At 67.7% G+C, this 21,040-nt stretch carries 18 protein-coding genes; 6 read left to right on the top strand and 12 right to left on the bottom strand.

Annotated elements, in window-relative coordinates; translation table 11 throughout:
* Positions 1-189: 189 nt before the first annotated feature.
* Positions 190-2,175 carry a transglycosylase SLT domain-containing protein gene (locus AC5P56_RS00890; RefSeq protein WP_126411364.1) on the bottom strand — a complete coding sequence of 662 codons (1,986 nt, stop codon included), beginning with the start codon at positions 2,173-2,175 and terminating at the stop codon, positions 190-192.
* Between the two features lie 151 nt (positions 2,176-2,326).
* Between AC5P56_RS00890 and AC5P56_RS00885 the strand changes: the two genes are divergently transcribed.
* From AC5P56_RS00885 to AC5P56_RS00875, 3 genes are all read left to right on the top strand, one after another.
* On the top strand, positions 2,327-2,734 hold the full coding sequence (locus AC5P56_RS00885; protein WP_014648410.1) for an ExbD/TolR family protein: 408 nt from the start codon (positions 2,327-2,329) through the stop codon (positions 2,732-2,734).
* A 104-nt stretch (positions 2,735-2,838) separates the two neighbouring features.
* Positions 2,839-3,213: an ExbD/TolR family protein gene (locus AC5P56_RS00880; RefSeq protein ID WP_134809291.1), complete on the top strand. Its 375-nt coding sequence runs from the start codon at positions 2,839-2,841 to the stop codon at positions 3,211-3,213.
* Positions 3,214-3,484: 271 nt separating this feature from the next.
* Positions 3,485-6,346: a TonB-dependent receptor plug domain-containing protein gene (locus AC5P56_RS00875; protein WP_134809292.1), complete on the top strand. Its 2,862-nt coding sequence runs from the start codon at positions 3,485-3,487 to the stop codon at positions 6,344-6,346.
* A gap of 132 nt (positions 6,347-6,478) precedes the next feature.
* Here AC5P56_RS00875 and fhuE read toward each other — a convergent pair whose 3' ends face one another.
* The 3 genes from fhuE to AC5P56_RS00860 all read right to left on the bottom strand — a co-directional run bounded on the left by fhuE (position 6,479) and on the right by AC5P56_RS00860 (position 9,914).
* A complete protein-coding gene (gene fhuE, locus AC5P56_RS00870) occupies positions 6,479-8,617 on the bottom strand; it encodes a ferric-rhodotorulic acid/ferric-coprogen receptor FhuE (RefSeq protein ID WP_227864583.1) in 2,139 nt (712 codons plus the stop codon).
* Between the two features lie 185 nt (positions 8,618-8,802).
* A complete protein-coding gene (locus AC5P56_RS00865) occupies positions 8,803-9,354 on the bottom strand; it encodes a M23 family metallopeptidase (RefSeq protein WP_053495113.1) in 552 nt (183 codons plus the stop codon).
* Between the two features lie 77 nt (positions 9,355-9,431).
* Positions 9,432-9,914, bottom strand: coding sequence for an Lrp/AsnC family transcriptional regulator (locus AC5P56_RS00860; protein ID WP_134809288.1), 483 nt, complete (start codon positions 9,912-9,914; stop codon positions 9,432-9,434).
* A 72-nt stretch (positions 9,915-9,986) separates the two neighbouring features.
* Here AC5P56_RS00860 and AC5P56_RS00855 point away from each other — a divergent pair, with 72 nt between their 5' ends.
* Positions 9,987-10,856 carry an EamA family transporter gene (locus tag AC5P56_RS00855; protein WP_100438132.1) on the top strand — a complete coding sequence of 290 codons (870 nt, stop codon included), beginning with the start codon at positions 9,987-9,989 and terminating at the stop codon, positions 10,854-10,856.
* A gap of 112 nt (positions 10,857-10,968) precedes the next feature.
* On the opposite strand, the gene AC5P56_RS00850 is transcribed toward AC5P56_RS00855, so the two are convergent.
* The 4 genes from AC5P56_RS00850 to AC5P56_RS00835 all read right to left on the bottom strand — a co-directional run bounded on the left by AC5P56_RS00850 (position 10,969) and on the right by AC5P56_RS00835 (position 14,258).
* Positions 10,969-11,706 carry an endonuclease/exonuclease/phosphatase family protein gene (locus AC5P56_RS00850; protein WP_021202520.1) on the bottom strand — a complete coding sequence of 246 codons (738 nt, stop codon included), beginning with the start codon at positions 11,704-11,706 and terminating at the stop codon, positions 10,969-10,971.
* 53 nt (positions 11,707-11,759) lie between these two features.
* Complete coding sequence (locus AC5P56_RS00845; protein ID WP_227864584.1) at positions 11,760-12,593, bottom strand: thiol:disulfide interchange protein DsbA/DsbL; 834 nt, start codon at positions 12,591-12,593, stop codon at positions 11,760-11,762.
* Positions 12,594-12,700: 107 nt separating this feature from the next.
* Positions 12,701-13,351 carry a thiol:disulfide interchange protein DsbA/DsbL gene (locus AC5P56_RS00840; RefSeq protein ID WP_053496329.1) on the bottom strand — a complete coding sequence of 217 codons (651 nt, stop codon included), beginning with the start codon at positions 13,349-13,351 and terminating at the stop codon, positions 12,701-12,703.
* A 106-nt stretch (positions 13,352-13,457) separates the two neighbouring features.
* The gene (locus AC5P56_RS00835; protein WP_014648400.1) at positions 13,458-14,258 is read right to left on the bottom strand and encodes a c-type cytochrome; all 801 of its coding nucleotides are present in this window, start codon (positions 14,256-14,258) and stop codon (positions 13,458-13,460) included.
* A 156-nt stretch (positions 14,259-14,414) separates the two neighbouring features.
* Here AC5P56_RS00835 and yihA point away from each other — a divergent pair, with 156 nt between their 5' ends.
* The gene (gene yihA, locus AC5P56_RS00830) at positions 14,415-15,017 is read left to right on the top strand and encodes a ribosome biogenesis GTP-binding protein YihA/YsxC (RefSeq protein ID WP_005411022.1); all 603 of its coding nucleotides are present in this window, start codon (positions 14,415-14,417) and stop codon (positions 15,015-15,017) included.
* Between the two features lie 91 nt (positions 15,018-15,108).
* Here the strand turns inward: yihA and AC5P56_RS00825 are convergent, their stop codons facing one another.
* The 3 genes from AC5P56_RS00825 to AC5P56_RS00815 all read right to left on the bottom strand — a co-directional run bounded on the left by AC5P56_RS00825 (position 15,109) and on the right by AC5P56_RS00815 (position 18,314).
* Complete coding sequence (locus AC5P56_RS00825; RefSeq protein WP_134809286.1) at positions 15,109-16,080, bottom strand: MBL fold metallo-hydrolase; 972 nt, start codon at positions 16,078-16,080, stop codon at positions 15,109-15,111.
* A gap of 708 nt (positions 16,081-16,788) precedes the next feature.
* Positions 16,789-17,613 (bottom strand): helix-turn-helix transcriptional regulator, encoded by an 825-nt coding sequence (locus AC5P56_RS00820; protein ID WP_032960690.1) that lies wholly within the window; start codon positions 17,611-17,613, stop codon positions 16,789-16,791.
* Positions 17,610-18,314 (bottom strand): VIT1/CCC1 transporter family protein, encoded by a 705-nt coding sequence (locus AC5P56_RS00815; RefSeq protein WP_014648397.1) that lies wholly within the window; start codon positions 18,312-18,314, stop codon positions 17,610-17,612. Before AC5P56_RS00815 ends, AC5P56_RS00820 begins: the two co-directional genes overlap by 4 nt.
* A gap of 152 nt (positions 18,315-18,466) precedes the next feature.
* On the opposite strand from AC5P56_RS00815, the gene AC5P56_RS00810 reads away from it, so the two are divergent.
* Positions 18,467-19,831 (top strand): glutamate--cysteine ligase, encoded by a 1,365-nt coding sequence (locus tag AC5P56_RS00810; RefSeq protein WP_111205457.1) that lies wholly within the window; start codon positions 18,467-18,469, stop codon positions 19,829-19,831.
* 122 nt (positions 19,832-19,953) lie between these two features.
* Here AC5P56_RS00810 and AC5P56_RS00805 read toward each other — a convergent pair whose 3' ends face one another.
* The gene (locus AC5P56_RS00805) at positions 19,954-21,012 is read right to left on the bottom strand and encodes an NAD(P)-dependent alcohol dehydrogenase (protein ID WP_014648395.1); all 1,059 of its coding nucleotides are present in this window, start codon (positions 21,010-21,012) and stop codon (positions 19,954-19,956) included.
* Positions 21,013-21,040 lie beyond the last annotated feature (28 nt).

Below are 21,040 nucleotides of genomic sequence, written 5' to 3'. Positions count from 1 at the left end.
GCCCGGCGCAGACGCACCGGTAGTGCCGGCCGCTGGCCGGCAACCGCAGTCACCCCGAAGCTGCCGGCCAGCGGCCGGCACTACCGATACAGCGTCCAGCCCGATCCAGGCCAGCAGGCTCATCGTTTCCCTCCCCAGCGAGTGGATGCCGGGGAATGCCGGCCAGCGGCCGGCAGTACTGTGTTGCGATCAATCGCCGCCCTGGTCGGCGTTGGCGGCGCAGCTGAAGCGCTTGCGCTTGTCCACCAGGCGGCCCATCAGGCGATCGCTCAGCGGCAGCGCATCACCATTGAGGCGCCAGTCGTAGATCACGCTGAAGGCCAGCACGCGGGCCACGTACTCGCGGGTTTCCTTGTAGCTGATGGTCTCGATCCACAGGTCCGGATCAAAGCCCGGGCGCTGGCTCTGCCAGCGTGCGGTCGGGGTCGGGCCGGCGTTGTACGCGGCGATGGTCACGTAGGGCAGGCCGTCGTACTTGTTCATCAACTGGCGCAGGTAGGCGGTGCCGATGGCGATGTTGGTGTCCGGGTCGTACAGGCTGTCGGCGCCGCCGTAGCCGGTCAGGCCGATCGACTTGGCCACGCCGGCACCGGTGGCTGGCAGCACCTGCATCAGGCCCATGGCGTTGGCAGGCGAGCGCGCACGCGGGGTGAAGGTGCTCTCGGCGCGGATCTCCGCCGCCACCCAGGCCGGGTCGATTGCGTTGCGTGCCGATTCGCGGCGGATGGTGGCGTCGTGGTGCAGCGGGAAGCGCAGGTCGTACAGGCGCTGCTCCTGCGGCTGCTTGCCGAGCGCGAACACGGCGCGGTCGAACCAGCCGTTGTCCTGCGCCACGCGCACGGCGAGGCGACGCTGGGTGTCATCGAAGCGCGACAGTGCACTGTTCCATTCGGCCACGGCCCAGCCAGCGCGATCGATCTGGTACAACGCCATTGCGCGCTGGATGGCCGGGTCGCGCGCGATCACCGCCTGAGCCTGCGCGCTGTCGTTGGGCTGCCACGGGCACAGCGTGTAGCCCTGCTGCAGCTTGTCGGCGGCGAGGAAGCCGTGGAAGGTCGATGCACGCGCGGCCTCGCGGAACAGCGGCTGCGCCTGCTGGGCCTGGCCGGTCTTCTCCAGCATGCGGCCTTCGAAGTAGCGCCAGCGCGGGTCGCTGCGCTGCTTGCTGCCCATCTTGCGGATGGCGGTCAGCGCCGCGGTCCAGTCGCCGCGGGACATCGCTTCGCGCACGCGCCACTCGTGCAGGCGTTCGTCATAGGCCGACTCCGGCACCGCGTTGAGGCGGCGTGCCGAATCGGGCAGGTAGGACGCCACCGTCCACAGCGCGATCTGGTACAGCACCTGGCCCTGCTGGGCGGCACTCAGCCCCAGTGCCTGCGCGTACTGCGGCAGCTGCTGTTCGGTGGCGGCCGGGTCGGCCTTGGCCAGCTTGGCCAGGCCATCGGTGGCGATGCGCCGGCTGCGCTCGTTGCGGGGCCAGTTCAGGGCGCTGGCGTTGGGCTTGTCGACGAAGGCGGCGTAAGTGTTGGCCAGTGCCAGGTCAGTGGCAGGCAGGCCGCGGGCCGCGCTGCGCATCACGGCGGGCTGCTGCGCGTCGGCGGCAGCATCGATCCGTTCCCAGCGCAGGGCGTCGCTCAGGCCGCCTTGTGCCTGCAGCACGGTGAACACCGCATCGCAGCTGTCCGGCAGCGGCTTGCCGTTCTTGCGCCACAGCTCCTGTGCTTCGCTGATCCACTGCGGATCGGCCTTGCCGGTCACCTGGCGCGCGGTCAGCTGCGCACAGCGCAGGCCGGCGTTGTCGGTGGGCGCCCAGTTGGCCAGCAGGGTCGGCCAGTCCTGGCGGCGGGCGAGCGAGGGCAGCCACACGCTGCGGAACGTGCTGGCCACGGCCTGGCCCTCATAGCGCTTGAGGAAGGCCTGTGCCTGCGCGGTATCGACGGTGTCGATGTTGCGGCGCAGGTTGGCGTACTCCAGCCAGCCATACGCCGGATGGCGGCTGAGCGCAGCGGCCTGGCCAGGATCGAACTGGCCGCGTTCGGCGGCCGCGATCGCGGCTTTCAACTGCGCGTTCTGGGCATCGAGGGACTGGGCATTGGCGCAGCCGATCAGCAGCGTGGTGGCCAAGGGCAGCAGGGACAGGGCGGTCGAAGAGCGTCGGGTCATGGCATGCAGCATAGCGGGCAGTGGCTGAATTCAGTTTCGCATTGCGTGCACGCAATGCGTGGGCAACGATAGCTGAATGACTCCGCACAGGCCCCTGCCGCAGGCGGGCGCAGGCGTCGTAACGTCGGCCTTGGGCGAACGGCCCGGCTGCAGGGAGCGGCACATGGCGTTCAGTAGCGCAGGAAGAAGCGGCCCGCTGGCGGACATCAATGTCACGCCACTGGTGGATGTGATGCTGGTGCTGTTGATCATCTTCATCGTAACCGCGCCGATCGTGGCCCGGCCGATTCCCGTGCAGTTGCCACAGGCCACCGATCGCACGATCGATCGCCCCGAACCGCCGCCGCCGATCGAGCTGCGACTGGATGCGTCGAACCAGCTGAGCTGGGATGGCCAGCCGATGGCGATCGGCGATCTGCAGGGGCGCCTGCAGGCGCAGGCCGGCGAGCATGCCGGCAACCTGCCGGAGCTGCGCATCGCCACCGATCCGGCGGCCGAGTACGAAGGCATGGCGCGGATATTGGCTGCGGCCGAAGCCACTGGCATGGAGCGCATTGCCTTCGTGCGGTGAGTTTCGTGCGGTGAGTCCGGCAACGGGCGGCCTGCCATCGGCAGGCCGCTCTTCCTGCGAGGGAACGTGGCATGCGATACGGGACACAGCACGCGGCCTCACTGATGGCCGCCCCCAATCTGGCACCGCTGGTGGATGTGTTGCTGGTGTTGCTGGCGCTGGTGATCACCGCGCTGCCGATGGCGCAGGCGACCGGCCTCCTGGCGCTCCAGCAGCGCACCTCGTGCCCACCCTGGCCGGCGTCCTCACCCCAGCCGATCCACCTGCGCGTCGACGCGGCGGGGGCGATGTTCTGGAATGGCCAGCCGCTCGACGCTGTCGCGTTGCAGCGGCACCTGGTGCAGGCGCAGCAGATGCCGCAGCAGCATGGCCCCTGGGTGCACCTGGCGACCGCCGACGACACCGACTACGAAGACATGGCACGCGTGCTGCTGGCCGTGAGCCAGCATGGGCTGCGCGTCGACGCGCCCGGTCACTAGCGCCTGCACCGACAAGTCCCCTTGATGAGTTGTGGCGGATCTCGGCGCGCGCTGACGCAGCCGGCATCAAAGTGGAGGGCGGTGAACAGTACCGTCCGGTTCTAAACGGTCCTCATCTGACGTAAATGGCTGTCAATTGCGTCAATTCCGCGTGAAAGAGTGTCGATCATCACGCCGTGATTTTTACCGCTTGTTTACAAAGGAGACGCTGCCGCCATGCAGGGGGGAGCGCGGCAGTCCATGTCCCGACATTCCTTTGGAGAGAGAGCGAATGAAGCACCTGCACCACCGCCCGTTGGCGGTTGCCGTCACGCTGTGCGTGATGGCCTTGGCACCCCTGGGTGCCGCTGCACAATCCACCACCAACCTCGACGCGGTGGAAGTCACCGGTACCCGCATCAAGCGCGCTGAAGTAGAGGGCCAGGTCCCGATCCAGACCCTGACCCGTGGCGACATCGAACGCACCGGCCTGACCTCGATCGGCGAAGTGCTGCAGCAGCTCACCGGTTCCGGCTCTGCGCTCAACGCCAAGTTCAACTCGTCCGGCAACTTCGGTTTCCCGCCCGATGGCAGTGGCGTGGGTGCCGGCTCGGCGCAGGTCGATCTGCGCCACCTGGGTGCCAAGCGCGTGCTGGTGCTGGTCGACGGCATCCGCTGGGTCAATGAATCGTCGGCGTCCGGTGTGGGCTCGGCCACCGACCTCAACACCATTCCGCTGGCCATCGTCGAGCGCATCGAGGTGCTGGAGGACGGTGCTTCGTCGCTGTACGGCTCCGATGCCATCGCCGGCGTGGTCAACATCATCACCCGCCGCGATTTCGATGGTGGGCAGGTGACGCTGAACTACGGCGAGTACAGCAAGGGCGACGGCACGCAGAAGGGCGTGGATCTGGCCTGGGGCAAGAGTGGCGATCGCTTCAGCCTGTTCCTGGGCGCCAGCTGGACCAAGCAGGACCCGGTATTCGCCAAGGATCGCGAGCAGTCGCGCTTCCCCATTCCCGGTACCGGCCTGGCGTTCGGCAGCGGTGGTATTCCGCAGGGCCGTTTCATGTTCACCGACCCGAACACCGGTGCGGTGCAGAACATCGTGCCCAATATCGGCGTGAGCAATCCGCGGTACGACGGCAGTGCCGGCTGCAGCCGCACGGATGACTATCACTGCTTCACCACCGCCGACCGCTTCAACTTCGCCGAATACAACATGGTGCTTACGCCGTCGGAGCGCAAAGGCCTGTTCGGCCAGTTCCGCTTTGACATCACCGACAACGTGCAGTGGTACATCAAGGCGCTGGGCAACCGCCGCGAGTCGACCAACCAGGCCGGCCCCGAGCCGCTGTTCTTCGGCCCCGATGGCGCCACCGGCAATCCGTTGGCCGACAACATCGTGGTCTCGCGCCTGAACCCGTACAACCCGTTCGGCTTCGATCTCGTCTCCGGCGACAACATGAGCCTGATCGGTCGTCGCCCGGTGGAGGGCGGTGCGCGCGTGTTCAAGCAGAAAGTGGACACCACCTACTTCGCCACCGGCCTGGTCGGTGACTTCCATGCCGCCGACCGCAGCTGGTACTGGGACGTCAACGGCATGTACAGCAAGAACAAGGCCGAGCAGACCAACTACGGCAGCTATGACATCTACAAGGTGAACATGGCGCTGGGCGATCCCGCGGTGTGCGCGGCCACGCCTGGCTGCGTGCCGTTGAACATCTTCGGTGGCGCCGGTTCGATCACCCCGGACATGCTGAAGTGGATCCAGCCGGTGGTGCGCGACCGCAGCCAGAACGAACTGAGCCTGTTCACCGCCAACCTGTCCAGCGAGCTGTTCTCGCTGCCGGCCGGTCCGGTGTCCTTCGCCACCGGCTTCGAGTACCGCAAGTACAAGGGCGCCTACCAGCCCGATCCGCTGACGGTGATCGGCCACTACAACGGTGTGCCGTCGCAACCGACCTCCGGTTCCTACGACGTCAACGAGGCCTACCTGGAGTTGAGCGTGCCGATCTTCGCCGACTCCTCGTTCGGCAAGAAGCTGGACCTGAGCCTGGCCGGCCGCTATTCGGACTACTCCACCTTCGGCGGCGAGTTCACGCCCAAGTACGGCCTGCGCTGGCAGGTGACCGATGACTTCGTGCTGCGCACCACGTACGCCGAGGGTTTCCGCGCACCGTCCATCGGTGAGCTGTACGGCTCTGCCGCACGTGCCGACCTGCAGCTGTTCGATCCGTGCTCGGTGGGCCTGGGCGGCACGCCGCCGCGTGGCAGCGCGGCCAACTGTGCTGCACTGGGCGTCCCGGCCGGCTTCCAGCAGGCCAACTCGCAGATCTCGGTGACCACCGGCGGCAACCGCGAGCTGGACCCGGAACGCTCGCGCAGCTTCAGCGCGGGCTTCGTGTGGAGCCCGTGGTTCGGCAACAACGCCTCGTGGTCGGAGCGCTTCGATGTGGAAGTCACTTTCTACCGCCATGCCATCGATGGTGCGATCCAGGCCATCAACGCGCAGACCCAGCTGGACCTGTGCGTGGATACACTGGACCCGATCTACTGCAACGGCATCACCCGTGCCAGCACCGGTGCGGTCAGCAGCTTCAACAACCGCCTGACCAACCTGGGTTCGATCAAGACCGACGGTTGGGACGTGGATCTGTTCTGGACGCTGCCGCAGACCTCCATCGGCCAGTTCAAGCTGGGGTGGAAGAACACCTTCGTCGGCCGTTACGAGGCCACTGGCGCGGCCGGGCAGAAGCAGCCGCAGAAGCCGGGCGTGGAAGTGGCCGACAGCTCGATCCCGGAGTGGACCAGCAATGCCAGCCTCGGCTGGACGATGGATCGCTGGAGCGCCAACTGGACGGTGCGCCACATCTCCGAGCTGACCGAGAACTGCGGCGATGCGGCGGCCTTCCCGGTGTGCAGCAACCAGGCTGCGGGCACCAACACGCTGTCGGCCACCACCTTCCACGACATGCAGGTGGGCTACAAGATCGACTGGATGAAGGGGTTGCAGCTGACCGCCGGCCTGAACAACGTGTTCGACAAGGATCCGCCGATCTGCCTGTCGTGCTCGTTGAACGGCTACGACGCTTCGACCTACGACATCCCGCGTGGCCGTTACTGGTACCTGCGCGCGGACCTGCGCTTCTGATGTGACGGTGGCAGCGCCGGTCAGTTCCGGCGCTGCCTTGCGGGTGTAGAGCCGAGCCCGCGCTCGGCTGATTCTCTGAGCCGAGCATGGGCTCGGCTCTACAGGTGCGGGGCGTGCGAACCCCGCGTCTGATCAGAACGCCCAGGTGAACGTCAGCGAGCCATTGCGGCCATCGCCGTACGCACCGTAGCCGGTGATCTGCGAGTAGTACTTCTTGTCCAGCAGGTTGTTGAGGTTGGCCTGCACGCTGAACTCCGGCGAGATGCGGTAACGCACGAAGGCGCTGACCAGTGCGTAACCTTCCTGCTCGAAGCGACCCACCACCGGCGCGGCGTAATAGATGCGGTTCTGCCAGTTGGCACCGCCACCGACGGTCAGTGCCTGCAGCGACTGCGGGGTGTAGCTGGTGAACAGCTTCAATGCGGTCTGCGGCAGGTTGGTGTTGATGTCGGCACCGTTGATGTCCTTGGCCACATAGCGCGAAGCACCGAAGGTCGCGTTCCAGCCCGGTGCCAGTTCGCCGTTCACTTCGAATTCGAAGCCACGGCTGACGGTGCCGCGTGCGGCGATCGAGGCGAACTCACCCGGACGGCCGATGATCGGCTCGCTGGTGACCTGGGCGACGTTGTCCTGCTCGATGCGGAACACCGCCAGCGAGGCGTTCAGCCGGTTATCGAACCAGGCACCCTTGACGCCCACCTCGTAGCTCTTGCCGTCGACCGGGTCGAGATAACGGTCGTTGCGGTCACGTGCGGTCTGCGGCTGGAAGATCTCGGTGTAGCTGGCGTACGCGGAGTAGGTATCGTTGATGTCATACACCAGGCCGGCGTACGGGGTGGTCACCTTGTGTTCGCGGTCGTCGTTCTCGCCTTCGCTCTTCCAGTTGGTGTAGCGCGCACCGAGGATCAGCTTCAGCGGATCAGCCAGCGACAGACGGGTGGCGGCATAGCCGGCCTTTTGGGTGATGGTGCCCTGGCTGGCCAGCGCCAGCGGGTTCCAGTTCGGCTGGGCGATGTTGCCGGTCCAGTCGAGATAGGAGCTGAAGGGATTCCAGCCGGTGCCGGGGCCACCCATCTGGAAGTCACCGTAGTTGGCGAATTCGCGCTTGTTGTAGCTCAGGCCGGCCATGAACTGGTGCTCGCGGCCGAACAGCTGGAACGGGCCGTCGATGTAGCCATCGATGCCATCGACCTTGCGCTCGGTGTTGTAGAAGCCGGCCATCGGCGTGACGCCGGTGCCGGTGGCCTTGTCGAACGCGGTGTAGGACGGATAGAACAGCTTGTCGTCGGCGTTGGTGCGGTCGTGGGTGGCGCCGATCCTGAACTTCCAGCCGTTGCTGAAGGCGTGCTGCAGGGTGGCAAACGCGCGCTTGCTGGTGGTGTCCCAGTAGGTCCAGTCCGGCGACGGATTGAACGAGGTCGGGTAGTTGGTCGGGCTGCCATCGGCGTACCACATCGGGAAGCCGCCCCAGGTCGCACCATTGGCGCGCTTCTGCTGGTAGTCGTAGCCCACGCTCAGCTGGGTGTCCGGGGTCAGGTCGGCATCGATGACGGCGTAGCCCAGCGTCTTGCGCTGGTTGTAGCGGTCCATCTGGCCGTCGGTATCCAGGTAGCTGCCGATCACGCGACCGCGCACGCTGCCGCTGGCGTTGAGCGCGCTGCCCACATCCACCGTGGTGCGGGTGCGGCCCCAGCTGCCGACGTTCACCGACACGCTGCCGGTCAGCTCGGCGCTGTCGGCATGCTTGCGGATCAGGTTCACCGAAGCGGACGGGTTGCCGGCGCCGCTGAGCAGGCCGGTGGCGCCGCGCACCACTTCCACGCGGTCGTACAGCGCCAGATCCAGGCCGGAGTCACCGTAGCTCCAGTTCTGCACCATCTGCGTCGGCAGGCCGTCGAACTGGTAGGCATCGATGTAGAACCCACGCGCGTAGAACTCGGTGCGCTCGCTGTCGGACTGGGTGCTGGTCACGCCGGTGGTGTTGGCCAGCACGTCGATGATGTCGTCGAGCTTCTGATCTTCGATGCGCTGGTGGCTGATGATGCTGACCGACTGCGGGATCTCGCGCGGTGCCAGGTCGAAGCGGGTACCGGCCGAGGTGCGGCGCACCGAATAGCCTTCGGCGCGTTCGCCCTTGACCACGACCTTGTCCAGCGTGGTCGGGTCGGCGGCGGTGTCGGCGAAGGCGGCCGGGGCCAGGGCGCAGAGTGCAACGAGTACGGCAACGGACAGCCGCTGCGGCTGCGGGATACGGAAGGCGGAACAGGTCATGGGGGTCCTGGACGAGCACGCGCGCTCGGCCGGCATCCAGAAGGCGAGGCGCTACGGGTGGGAAACGGGCGGGCAGGCCGTCCTGGCACCACCGGAAACGAAAGAAATGGTAATACGAACTATTCCTATTTACAAATCATGAACGAGGTAGGCACTCACGCGGGCCGCGACGCAGCGCATGGGGTTCAGCGCAGCAGCGGCAGCGGATCGCGCGCGCCATCGGCGCCGTAGATGCCCCAGTGCAGGTGGGGCGGCGTGCCCTTGGCATTGCCGCTGTCGCCTACATGCCCGAGCAGGTCGCCGGCCTGGACCACCTGGCCGCGCGCCAGGCCCTCGGCCCAGTCGTCCAGATGGGCGTAGTAGTAACGTTCGCGCCCGGGCCCGATCACCCAGACCTGGCGGCCACCGAGGCCGCGCTCGCTGACGTCCGCGATGACGCCGGCAGTGACGCTGCGCACCGCGGTGCCGCGCTTGGCGAAGATGTCGATGCCGGCGTGGGAGCGGTCACGGCCACGTGGTGCGCCGAAGGTGTCGGCGATCTGGCGTGGCCGCACGCCGTCCACCGGCACCGCCAGTTGCGTGGCCGGCGGCATACGAGAGAGTGTCCACAGCAGCTTCGGCGCAGCGGCCCATGGGCTGTTCCACAGCGCCATCGCGGCAATGAGGGCGATGGCCAGCCACAGGCCGCGCAGCAACCAGCGGCGCAGGCGACGGGCGGGGGAGGGCGGTGTACTCATGGTTTCAAAGTGTAGAGTCGAGCCATGCTCGACTGCTGTTGCGTTGCGATCAGGAGGCAGTCGAGCATGGCTCGACTCTACAGGCCTGGCAGCAGCGGCACTTCGAAACTCCGCTTCAACGTCCCCAGTGCCACCGACGTTCTGAAGCGTTCGATGTTGTCATCGCCGCCGAACAACCGCTCGGTAATGGCCTCGTACTCTTCCATCGACGCCGCCGAAAGCAGCAGCAGGAAATCGCCATCGCCGGTGATCGCGTAGCACTGCTGCACCGCCGGGTCGTCCTGCACGCGGCGCTTGAACGGCGCCACGTGATCACGTTGCTCGCTGACCACGCGCACTTCGACGATGATGGTCAGTGGCCGCCCGACCTGGGCGGCGGCGATCACCGCCACATTGGCCGCGATCACGCCGCTGTCCTGCAGGCGCTTGATGCGGCGCTGCACGGCCGGCGTGGACAGGTGCACGGCCTCGGCGATTTCGCGCTGCGGCAGGGTGTTGTCCCGCTGCAGCAGGTCGAGGATGGCGCGGTCGAAGCTGTCGAGCACGGGGGCGGTGGCCATGGCGAGCAGAAGTTGCACGAACGGGCCGCCAATTGAGCCAAGTGCTCGGCGCTGGCGCAATAGACTTTGCCCATGCAGACCTCACGACTCGCGCCGATGTTGCCGGCGCTGGCGGTGCTCGGCTCGGTCACCTCGCTGGCCATCGGCACCTCCTACGCAAAACACCTGTTCCCGCTGATCGGCGCGCAGGGCACCAGCGCGCTGCGCGTGGGCTTCTCGGCGCTGTTGTTGCTGCTGTTCTGGCGGCCGTGGCGCTGGAAGACCAGCCGCCCGGATGCGATCACCATCCTGCGCTACGGCCTCACCCTGGGCCTGATGAACCTGCTGTTCTACATGGCCCTGCGCACCATTCCCTTCGGCATCGCGGTGGCCATCGAATTCACCGGGCCGCTGACGGTGGCCATGCTGTCGTCGCGACGGCCGATCGATTTCCTCTGGGTGGGCTGTGCGGCGGTGGGGCTGCTGTTGCTGCTGCCGATCGGCGGTGGTCCGGCGCTGGATCCCGCTGGCGTGCTGTATGCGATGGGGGCTGCGGCGTGCTGGGGCCTGTACATCGTGTTCGGCAAGCGTGCCGGCCACCTGCATGCCGGGCATTCGGTGTCGCTGGGGCTGCTGGCGGCATCCCTGGTGGTGGTGCCGGTGGGCGTGGTGCATGCCGGTGCCGCGCTGCTCGACCCGAAGATCCTGGCCGCCGGGCTGCTGGTGGCGCTGGTGTCCAGCGCGATCCCGATGTCACTGGAGATGATGGCGCTCAAGCGCCTGCCGAAGGAGACCTTCGGCATCCTGATCAGCATGGAACCGGCGGTGGCCGCGCTGTGGGCGATGCTGCTGCTGCACGAGCACCTGCATGGGCTGCAGTGGCTGGCGATCGGCTGCACGGTGCTGGCCTCGGTGGGCAGCACGATGACCGCGCGGCGCCTGAAGGCACCCGTCACCGCCTGAAAAAAAGGGGACGGAGGGGATTAAGTCGTTTATGCCCCGATTTAGGGGAGCGCCGGGCGGCGCCCGGCGCAGAGCGTGCGGACCAACGGTCCGCACCTACCGTAACGGCGGGTCAGCGCAGGGCGTCGGCCGGGACGTCGATCTGCATCGCCAGGGCGAGGTGATCGGAGAACGCGGCTGGTACGGCTTCCACGGTACGAGTCTGCAGGCCACTGCTGACCAGGATGTGGTCGATGGCGCGGTCGGGGCGCCAGCTGGGGAAGGTCGGCACGATGCAGCCCGGGGGCTGCAGCCGGGTCTTCTGGTACAGCACCTGCATTTCCGGGCGTTCGGCCAGGCAGTTGAAGTCGCCCATCAGCACCGCGTTGGGGTGGTCGGACAGCAGCTCGGCGATGAAGCCCAGCTGCGACATCCGCGAGCCCGCGCCCAATGACAGATGCGCCACCGCCACCGCCAGGCCATCGGTACCATCGCCGAACTTGGCCAGCAGCACGCCGCGCCCGCCGATGCGGCCGGGCAGGGCATGGTCCTGCACTTCCACCGGTTCCAGCTTGCTCAGCAGGCCATTGGCACTGGATGCCACGCCGCCCATGCGCCGGTTCGGCTGGTGGCTCCAGTAGTTGAAGCCGGCGCGCTGGGCCAGGTAGTGGGTCTGGTTGGTGAAGCCCGAGCGCAGGCTGCCCGGGTCGGCCTCCTGCAGGCCGACGATGTCATGGTCGCGCGCCAGGGTGGCGATCGCGTCCAGGCTGCTGCGCTTGCGCCCCGCCGGCAGCGCATGTGACCAGCTGCGGGTCACATAGTCGCTGTAGCGGCGGGTACTTGAGCCGGCCTGGATGTTGGCCGTCAGCAAGCGCAGGGTCCGTGTACGGGGGGAATTCACGGCCGGGAAATGCTTCTCTTGGATCAGTGAGCCTGGGCCGCACCGCGTTCGCGGGCGATCAGGTGGTCGGCGATGCGCAGCATGTCCGGGAAGCTCTTGCCCTTCACCAGGTACTTGCCGTTGACGATGATCGACGGGGTGCCGCTGATCTGGCTGCGCTGGGCGAACTGCTTGGCCGAGTTGGTCTTGGCGTTCACCGCGAAGCTGCCCATGGTGGCGGCGAACTGCTTCGGATCCACGCCATAGGCGGCGTAGAACTTGGCGATGTCTTCCACCGAGTCACGGCCGCGCTCGCCCTTCAGGGTCTTCTGCGAGTGGATGGCGGCGTACAGCGCTTCGTGGGTCTTTTCCTGCACGCCCAGGGTCTGCGCGGCGTAGAAGGCACGGGCGTAGTCATCCCAGGTGCCGCCGAACATGGCCGGCACGTAGACGAAGTTCACGTCGCTGGGCAGGCCGGCCTTCCACGGGCCGACCAGCGGCTGGAATGCGGCGCAGGCCGGGCAGACGTAGCCGAAGATCTCGGTCACTTCGATCTTGCCGGCAGCCGGCTGGAACGGCTGGCCGTTCGGGATCACCTGGTAATCGGCGCCTTCCACCGGGGCCGGGCCGGTCAGCGCGGCGGTGGTCGGGGCCGGCGCCGCGGCGGGGGCGGCTTCGACCGGGGCCTTTTCGCCTTCGGCGGCAGCCGGAGCGGTGCCTTCGCTGCCCGTGGCCGGCGCAGCGGCCGGTTCGGCGGTGGCCGGGGCGGCTGCCGGTGCGGCCGGGGCCGCGGTGGTGTTGGTGCTGCCGTCATCAGCCTTGCAGGCAGCCAGGATCGGCAGCAGCGCTGCGAGGGCGAGGGCGTAACGGATCTTCATGGAAACGTCTCCAGCATCTGGAAAGGTGGGGGCCGGCGCCAGGCGCCAGCCAGGGGGAAATGATGACATGCGGCGGCGACAGCGCCGTGTCGAGGGTGGGCGTTGGTTCAGCGGCCGCGGGCGGCGCGGGCCTGCGCGATCAGCGCCGAGGCGATGCGCAGCTGGTCGTCGAAGCTGTCGCCGCGCACCAGGTACTGGCCGTTGATGATGATGGCCGGGGTGCCCGGGATCTTGGTGCGCTGGGCGAACGCGCGCGCGGCCTCGACCTTCTTCTGCACGGCATCGCCGCGCAGCGCCTGGAGGTAGCGGTCCGGGGTCACGCCGTAGGCCTTGTAGAACGTGGCGAGCTCATCGGCCGAGACGTTCTGCATCGGCAGCGATCCCTGCTCGTGCAGGGCCTTGAACACGGCAGCGTGGCTGCGCTTGGCCACGCCGACTTCGTCGGCGGCGTAGTAGGCCAGTGCCCAGGCATCCCAGGCGCCACCGAAGGCCGCCGGCACCGGGGTGAAACGCACGTCGGCCGGCAGCTTGGCCGCCCAGGCTTCCAGCTGCGGTTCGAAATGGGCGCAGTGCGGGCAGGTATAGCCGAAGACCTCGACCACTTCGATCTTGCCGGCCAGCGGCTGGAACGGGCCTGGCTGGGCGATGCGCTCGTAGTCTTTGCCCTCGACCAGCGGGGCATTGGCGGGGGTGGCGGCGCAGGCTGCCAGCGGCAGCAGCACCAGCACGGACAACAGCAGGCGGGAAATCAACCTCATCGACACGCATCTCCGTTGAAAAAAGCAACGCCGGCGCGGTCGCCGGCGTGAAGGAAACATACCGCAGCCGTGGGCCGGCGTCGCGGCCCGGGCCGACCAGTGGTGGTCAGGGGGCGGCAGCCGGTTGCGTCGGCGTGGCCGCAGCGGCCACATCGTCGGCCTTGTTGTGCAGGCCCTGCAGGTAGCTCGACAGCGCCTGCACCTCCTGCTCGCTGAGCTTCTGCGCGACCGTGGCCATGATCTGGAAGTGCGCCTTGTCGGTCTCGTTGGTCTGGCCGGCCTGGTACTCCTGCAGGCGGCGCGCGACATAGCTGGCGTGCTGCCCACCGAGGTGCGGATAGGCCGGGCCGGGATTGCCGGCACCGCTGGGGCCGTGGCAGGCCATGCAGGCCGGCAGGCCGCGCTTGGCATCGCCGCCGCGGTACAGCTGCTGGCCGATCTCGTAGAACTTCATGCCCTTGTAGGGGCCATCGGTCACTGCCGTGTCATCGGCGATGCCGGCGTTGGCCTTCTGCGTGGCGAAGTAGGCGCCGATATCGCGCATGTCCTGCGGGGTGAGGTTCTGCACGAACGGCACCATCGCCACCGCCGCGCCGGAACTGCGCTGGCCGTTGGCGATCAGGGCCATCTGCTGGGCCACGTAGCGCTCGCTCTGGCCGGCAATGGACGGGTACATCTCCACCGTGGAGTTGCCGTCGGCACCATGGCAGGCCGCGCAGGCCGTCGCCTTGGTCTGGCCGGCCTTGGCATCGCCCCAGTGGGTCTTGCTGAAGTCCACCTCCAGCGAGGCGGTATTGATCGGCCCGTTGTCGGGCAGCGGGGTCAGCGTGGTCTGCGCGAACGCAGCAGCGGCAACGACTACAGCAGTGGCAAGGGCGGATACGGCAAGAACGCGAGCGTGGCGCATGCTGAAGCTCCGTATGGACCGGGCCGGACGGTGGCCGCCGGCATCGCCCGGATTATCAACGGCGTTTCCGCGCACGGTCAACGCAGCAGTGCAGCAAAATGGCCGCAGCGGCCGCCGGCACGGGCGCGCGGCGCCGCAACATGCGATCCTAGGCACATGTCATTGCTCATCGAACGCGCCCGTTACCACCTTTCGGCCCACAACGTGCGGCAGCTGCCGCCCGACGAAGGGGCTGAAGTGGCCTTCGCCGGCCGCTCCAACGCCGGCAAGTCCAGTGCGCTCAACGCGCTGACCCGCCAGAACGCCCTGGCCCGTGTCTCCAAGACCCCCGGCCGCACCCAGCAGTTGGTGTTCTTCCAGGTCACCCCGGAAGCGCATCTGGTCGACCTGCCCGGTTACGGCTACGCCAAGGTGCCGCTGGACCTGCAGGCGCACTGGCAGGCCTTCATTGACAAGTACTTCCGCACCCGCGAGGCCCTCAAGGGCCTGGTGGTGGTGATGGACATCCGCCACCCCCTGAAGGACTACGACCGGCAGATGCTGTCCTATGCCGTGCAGCGTGGCCTGCCGGCGCACGCGTTGCTGACCAAGGCCGACAAGCTCAGCCGCAGCCAGCAGATGCAGTCCCTGCAGAAGGTGCGCAAGGAGCTGCAATCGGCTTACGGTGACAGCGTCAGCGTGCAGGTGTTCTCCGGCGAAGACCGTACCGGCGTGGACGAAGCCCGCGGCGTGATCGGCGGCTGGCTGGGGCTGGAATAAGGCATTTACGGTCGCCCGGCTGGCAGCCGGGCGCTACCGGGCAGCCGGCCGCTACCTGATCGGGTGGGTGCCGACCTTGGTCGGCACACCCTCACAACGGCGAATACTCCGCCGGCACCCACGCATAGGTCTGGCCCTCGCCACGCACATGGCCCAGGCCCGGGAACGGCAGGTGCGCACCGGCCACCCACCAACCGTTGGCGGTGGCCTGCTGCAGCAGCCCGCGACGGCTGGCGATGGCCGCCTTGCGGTCCGAATCGGCCTCGAATGCCGCTTCCGGGTGCGCGAACTGCACCGCATGGAAGTGCAGCACATCACCCCACACCAGCAGTGACTGGCCCTGGCTGTCGAACCGGTAGGAGACATGGCCGGGGGTATGGCCGTGGGTGTCCATCGCCACCGCGCCACCGGGCAGGGCATCGCCGGGGCTGAACGTGCGCAGGTGGCCGCTGGCCTGGTAGGGCGCGACCGCGTTGCGTGCCAGCGGGAAGGCGAAGCGCACGCCCTTCGGCGCCGTGGCCTCGCTGGCCGGGCTGAGCCAGTAATCGGCATCGGCCTTGGACAGCCACACCGTGGCATTCGGGTAGGCCGGCTTGCCCTGCGCGTCGAGCACGCCGCACAGATGGTCCGGGTGGGCGTGGGTCAGCAGCACCTCGTCCACCTCGGCCGGGTCCACGCCGGAGGCGCGCAGGTTGCCCAGCACCTGGCCCAGGCCGGGGCCGAAGCACTGCGCGGTGCCGGTATCGACCAGGGTCAGGTGGTTGCCCTGGCGCACCAGGAAGGCGTTGATCGCGGTCTGCAGGCCCTTCTTGTCTTCCGGTACGTAGCGGCCTTCCAACAGGCGGCTGACCAGTGTCGGCGGCACGTCGACCACTTCCTGCCGGCCCAGCGCGACCACGCCGTCGAACAGGGCGGTGACCTGCAGCGCACCAACGCGCTGGTGGTAGACGCCGGGCACCTGCTGGGTGGGAGCGGGCGAGGTGGCTTCGGCCAGTGCAGCCAGCGGCAGGGACGACAGGGCCAGCAGCAGGGCGCCGCGCAGCGGCAGGGGACGCAGGATCATGGCGGTTCTCGGTGGATGACGGGCGGTTCCGTTGTGCCCAGCGTGCCGTGGCCGGCGTGTGCACGGCGCTCAAACCACTGCGCGGAATGCTCAGGGAAGGGGGGGCTGCAGGGCTGCGCCCTGCACCCGCAGAGGCAACGGCAACGGCCGAAGCAACAGCAACAGCGACAGCGGGCTATCTGGGATGGCGGGGTGGGTCCGGTTGCGGGAGACGTCGTAAACCCCGCTCCGCGGTCCGGCCCAGTCGCTGGCGGCTGGGCGTTCGGTCGCTTGCGAAGCAGTGCTTCGCAAGCAAAGCGCCCTCACCCATGGGGGCTTGGCCGCGGCATCCATGCCGCGGACACTCCCGCAACCGGACCCACCCCGCCTTCGACAGTTTTCCGCGATCTGTCAGCTCGCGGGGTCAGATCCGTTTTCCGCAGGAAAACGGATCTGACCCCACAGTTTCATTCGATATCTGACAGATGTGTCGACCAAGGTCGACACCTACCAACAGCCGCGAAGATCTGTCAGAGGTGGGGCGGTGTGGGTGGGCAGGACCGTTGGCGCCATGGATGGCGCCATCGAGCCCCCATGGATGGGTTTACGGCGTGTCCTGCCCACCCACATCGCCCCGCCCTCCCACGGATAGCCGCTGTTGCTGTTGCTGTCGCTTCGGCCGTTGCCCTGGCTCGTAGCGGGTGCAGGGAGCAGCCCTGCCGAACCCCCTCAAATATCTGTGGGAGCCAGCCCGTACTGCTCGGCGAAGCGCTTGCTGAAACTGGCCGCAGACCGGTAGCCCGCGCGCGCGGCCACGGTCTTCAACGGCAGGTCGGTGGTGTAGAGCAGCTGCATGCCATGTGCCAGCCGGGCCTCGGTGAGCAGCTGGCGCAGGCTGGTGTCCTCGGCCGCCAGGCGACGGCGCAGGGTCGCGCCGCTCAGCGCGAACTGCGCTTCCACATCACGCGATTGCCAGTCGCGAGCCGGTTCGGCGGCGATGCGGTCGCGGATCTGTTCGCCCAGGCTCGGCGCCTGCGGCAGCAGCAGGTTGCCGTGGCCCTGTCGGCACAGGGTCAGCACCAGCGAGGCCAGGGCCAGCCGCGCGTCGCTGTAACGGCCGTCCTGCAGCGATTGCCGCCACTGGCGCAGCACCGCGCCATGGTCGATCAACGGCAGTCGCGCCATCGCCTGGCCGGGGGCGGGAAGCTCTTCATTCCAGAGCGTACGCGCCGCCGCCAGCACTTCGGTGCAGAGCGGCACGATGGCACTGAGGTAGCGGCCGCTGCAGGGATCGGGGGTGTTGACCACGTCGATGCGGCACCGCTGGGTCAGCAGCAGGATGTCGCCGGGAACGAACGTCAGCGACTGGTGTGCGGTACGTACCTGCTTGCGGCCTTCCAGCAGGATCGCGAACTGCGGTTGCGGAACCTCCACCGAGCTGGCGCCATGCTCGCGGCGTGCGGTGATGCAGGCATAGCCCTCGGCGCGCCCGCAGCCGGCCAGGCTGGCCATCTCGGCCAGCAACGCAGTGGCCGCTGGCAGCATGCCGGTCATGACACCTGGGCACCGAACAGGCGACCGACGCCGGCCGCCGCAGCCATCGCCAGCGCGCCCCAGAACATCACCCGGACCGCGCCGCGTACAGGCGGTGCGCCCCCGGCCTGGGCCGCCACTGCGCCGGTCAGGCACAGGCCGAGCAGGGTGCTGGCCGTGGTCATCAACGCAACCTTGTCGGTCGGCGCGAGCAGGGCGGTCAGCACCGGCAGCGCCGCACCGCAGGTGAACGCACCGGCCGAGGCCAGCGCCGCCTGCAGCGGGCGCGCGCGCAGGGTGTCAGTGATGCCCAGCTCATCGCGGGCGTGGGCACCCAGTGCATCGTGGGCGGTAAGCTGTTCGGCCACCTGCCGGGCCAATGCAGGCTCCAGGCCGCGGTGGCGGTAGATCGCGGCCAGCTCCTCCAGTTCGCTGTGCGGGTCTTCGCGCAGCTCGCGCTTTTCCATTGCCAGGTCGGCCGCTTCGGTGTCGGCCTGGGTCTGCACCGACACATACTCGCCGGCGGCCATCGACATCGCGCCGGCCACGGTGCCGGCCACGCCGGTGGCAAGGATAGTGGTGGCGGAGGCGCCGCTGGCCGCCACGCCGACCACCAGGCCGGCCACCGAGACGATGCCATCGTTGGCCCCCAGCACGGCGGCACGCAACCAGCCGACGCGCTCGGAGCGGTGCAGTTCGGGGTGTCGCGAATGACGGTTCATGACGCCAAGTGTACGAGGGTCAAGAGGGCGTCGGTAGGATGCTGAAACCCGTCACCGTCGCATGACGCAACGGGGTGCCACGCTATAGTGCGCCCTTGCGATGGAAGGCCGCGAGCCCCACATCCCCCGCCACCGTCCAGCGAGCCTTCCCCTTGTCGAGCCCCAGCCACGTCGCCGATACCCCCATTACCGACCGCTCGCAGCTGGTGGAGGTGATCGCCTCCGGCGAGAAGCCCCGCGCGCAGTGGCGCATCGGCACCGAGCACGAGAAGTTCGGGTTCCGCCTGGATGACCTGCGCCCGCCGACCTTCGAGGGCGAGCGCGGCATCGAAGCGTTGCTCAACGGCCTGGTCCGCTTCGGCTGGGAGCCGGTGCAGGAAAACGGCAACACGATCGCGCTGCTGCGCGACGGTGCCTCGGTGACGCTGGAACCGGCTGGACAGCTGGAACTGTCCGGCGCGGCGCTGGAGACCATCCACCAGACCTGCGTGGAGACCGGCACCCACCTCAACGAAGTGGCACAGGTGGCCGGCGAACTGCAGCTGGGTTTCCTCGGCATGGGCTTCCAGCCGAAGTGGAAGCGCGATGAAATGCCCTGGATGCCGAAGGGGCGCTACAAGATCATGCGCTCGTACATGCCCAAGGTCGGTTCGCTGGGCCTGGACATGATGACCCGCACCTGCACGGTGCAGGTGAACCTGGACTACGCCACCGAAGCGGACATGGTGAAGAAGTTCCGCGTGTCGCTGGCGCTGCAGCCGATCGCCACCGCGCTGTTCGCCGATTCGCCGTTCACCGAAGGCAAGCCGAACGGTTACCTGAGCTACCGCTCGCACATCTGGACCGACACCGACGCCGACCGCACCGGCATGCTCGACTTCGTGTTCGAGGATGGTTTTGGTTACGAGCGCTATGTCGACTACCTGCTCGACGTGCCGATGTATTTCTCCTACCGCGATGGCATCTACCACGACGCCAGCGGGCAGAGCTTCCGCGATTTCATGCAGGCCAGGCTGCCGGTGCTGCCGGGTGTGCTGCCGACGCTGCGCGACTGGTCGGACCACATGACCACCGCGTTCCCGGAAGTGCGCCTGAAGAAGTACCTGGAAATGCGCGGTGCCGATGGTGGCCCGTGGAGCCGCCTGTGTGCGCTGCCGGCATTCTGGGTGGGCCTGTTGTATGACGACACCGCACTGGATGCCGCCTGGGACCTGGTACGCGATTTCACCTTGGCCGAGCGCCATGCACTGCGCGACGGCGTGCCGAAGCATGCGATGAACCTGCCGTTCCGCAATGGCACGGTGCGCGACCTGGCCCGCGAAGCGGTGAAGATTTCCGTCGAAGGCCTCAGGCGCCGTGCGGCGCGCAATGCCGACGGCCAGGACGAGAGCAAGTTCCTGGACGTGCTGCAGGAGATCGTCGAATCCGGCCTGACCCCGGCCGAGCGCAAGCTGGCGCTGTTCCATGGCCGCTGGCACGGCGACGTCGATCCGGTGTTCCGCGAGTTCGCGTACTGAGTGGATTGCGGTAGTGCCGGCCGCTGGCCGGCAGATGTATGGGGTTGCCGGCCAGCGGCCGGCACTACCAGAAGAAAAACCCCGGCATTGCCGGGGTTTTTCTTTTTCGCATCTGCCCTGGATCAGGCGGCGTTCTGCATCGTCGCCATGTCGATCACGAAGCGGTAGCGCACATCGTTCTTCGCCATGCGTTCCCAGGCTTCGTTGACGTTCTTGATGTCGATGATCTCGACGTCGCTGACGATGCCGTGCTCGGCACAGAAGTCCATCATTTCCTGGGTTTCGGCCATGCCGCCGATTGCCGAGCCGGTCAGGTGCTTGCGGCCGAAGATCACGCTGCCGCCGGTCAGCGGCGGGTCCAGTTCGGTCAGCACGCCGACCAGGCACATGGTGGCCTCGCGCTTGAGCAGGCCCATGTACGGGTTGGTGTCATGGCCGACCGGGATGGTGTTGAGCAGGAAGTCGAAGCTGCCGGCGTGCGCCTTCATCTGCGCGGCATCGCGCGAGACCAGTACCTCATCGGCGCCCAGGCGCTTGGCATCGGCACCCTTTTCCGGCGTGGTGGTGATCATCACGACGTGCGCGCCCAGTGCCTTGGCGAACTTCACGCCCATGTGGCCAAGGCCACCGAGACCGATCACGCCCACCTTCTGCCCCGGGCCGACCTTCCAGTGGCGTAGCGGCGACCAGGTGGTGATGCCGGCGCACAGCAGCGGGGCGGCCGCCTTCAGGTCGAGGGTGTCGGACACCTTCACCACGAAGCGCTGCTCGACCACCACGTGGTCGGAATAGCCGCCGTAGGTCGGCGCGCCGGTTTCGCGTTCACGGCCGTTGTAGGTCCAGGTCGCGCCTTCGGCGCAATATTGCTCCAGATCGTGCTCACAGGCGTCGCAGTGGCGGCACGAGTCGACCATGCAGCCGACGCCGGCGTGGTCGCCGACCTTGAAGCGGGTGACGTTGCTGCCGACTTCGGTCACCCGGCCGATGATCTCGTGGCCCGGCACCATCGGGTAGATCGAGCCACCCCAGTCATCGCGGGCCTGGTGCAGGTCGGAATGGCAGATGCCGCTGTAGAGGATCTCGATGCGCACGTCGTCCGGGCCGACCGCGCGGCGTTCGAACTCGTACGGGACCAGCGGGTCGGTATGGGAATGGGCGGCGTAACCACGGGCGAGGGACATGGGGAATCCTTGGCAGGGTTTATCGAAA

The sequence above is a fragment of the Stenotrophomonas sp. YJH_SMC_131 genome (assembly GCF_059367975.1).
Note: the sequence above shows the minus strand (reverse complement) of the source record. Positions and strands in the feature narration are given on the sequence as shown.

Excerpts from the sequence above, each read along its gene's own strand:
- AC5P56_RS00815 (WP_014648397.1), bottom strand. The coding sequence starts at position 18,314 with ATGAACCGTCATTCGCGACACCCCGAACTGCACCGCTCCGAGCGCGTC.
- fhuE (WP_227864583.1), bottom strand. The coding sequence starts at position 8,617 with ATGACCTGTTCCGCCTTCCGTATCCCGCAGCCGCAGCGGCTGTCCGTT.
- AC5P56_RS00840 (WP_053496329.1), bottom strand. The coding sequence starts at position 13,351 with ATGAGGTTGATTTCCCGCCTGCTGTTGTCCGTGCTGGTGCTGCTGCCG.
- AC5P56_RS00825 (WP_134809286.1), bottom strand. The coding sequence starts at position 16,080 with ATGATCCTGCGTCCCCTGCCGCTGCGCGGCGCCCTGCTGCTGGCCCTG.
- AC5P56_RS00885 (WP_014648410.1), top strand. The coding sequence starts at position 2,327 with ATGGCGTTCAGTAGCGCAGGAAGAAGCGGCCCGCTGGCGGACATCAAT.
- AC5P56_RS00890 (WP_126411364.1), bottom strand. The coding sequence starts at position 2,175 with ATGCTGCATGCCATGACCCGACGCTCTTCGACCGCCCTGTCCCTGCTG.
- AC5P56_RS00875 (WP_134809292.1), top strand. The coding sequence starts at position 3,485 with ATGAAGCACCTGCACCACCGCCCGTTGGCGGTTGCCGTCACGCTGTGC.
- AC5P56_RS00835 (WP_014648400.1), bottom strand. The coding sequence starts at position 14,258 with ATGCGCCACGCTCGCGTTCTTGCCGTATCCGCCCTTGCCACTGCTGTA.
- AC5P56_RS00805 (WP_014648395.1), bottom strand. The coding sequence starts at position 21,012 with ATGTCCCTCGCCCGTGGTTACGCCGCCCATTCCCATACCGACCCGCTG.
- AC5P56_RS00880 (WP_134809291.1), top strand. The coding sequence starts at position 2,839 with ATGGCCGCCCCCAATCTGGCACCGCTGGTGGATGTGTTGCTGGTGTTG.
- AC5P56_RS00820 (WP_032960690.1), bottom strand. The coding sequence starts at position 17,613 with ATGACCGGCATGCTGCCAGCGGCCACTGCGTTGCTGGCCGAGATGGCC.
- AC5P56_RS00860 (WP_134809288.1), bottom strand. The coding sequence starts at position 9,914 with ATGGCCACCGCCCCCGTGCTCGACAGCTTCGACCGCGCCATCCTCGAC.
- yihA (WP_005411022.1), top strand. The coding sequence starts at position 14,415 with ATGTCATTGCTCATCGAACGCGCCCGTTACCACCTTTCGGCCCACAAC.
- AC5P56_RS00855 (WP_100438132.1), top strand. The coding sequence starts at position 9,987 with ATGCAGACCTCACGACTCGCGCCGATGTTGCCGGCGCTGGCGGTGCTC.
- AC5P56_RS00865 (WP_053495113.1), bottom strand. The coding sequence starts at position 9,354 with ATGAGTACACCGCCCTCCCCCGCCCGTCGCCTGCGCCGCTGGTTGCTG.
- AC5P56_RS00845 (WP_227864584.1), bottom strand. The coding sequence starts at position 12,593 with ATGAAGATCCGTTACGCCCTCGCCCTCGCAGCGCTGCTGCCGATCCTG.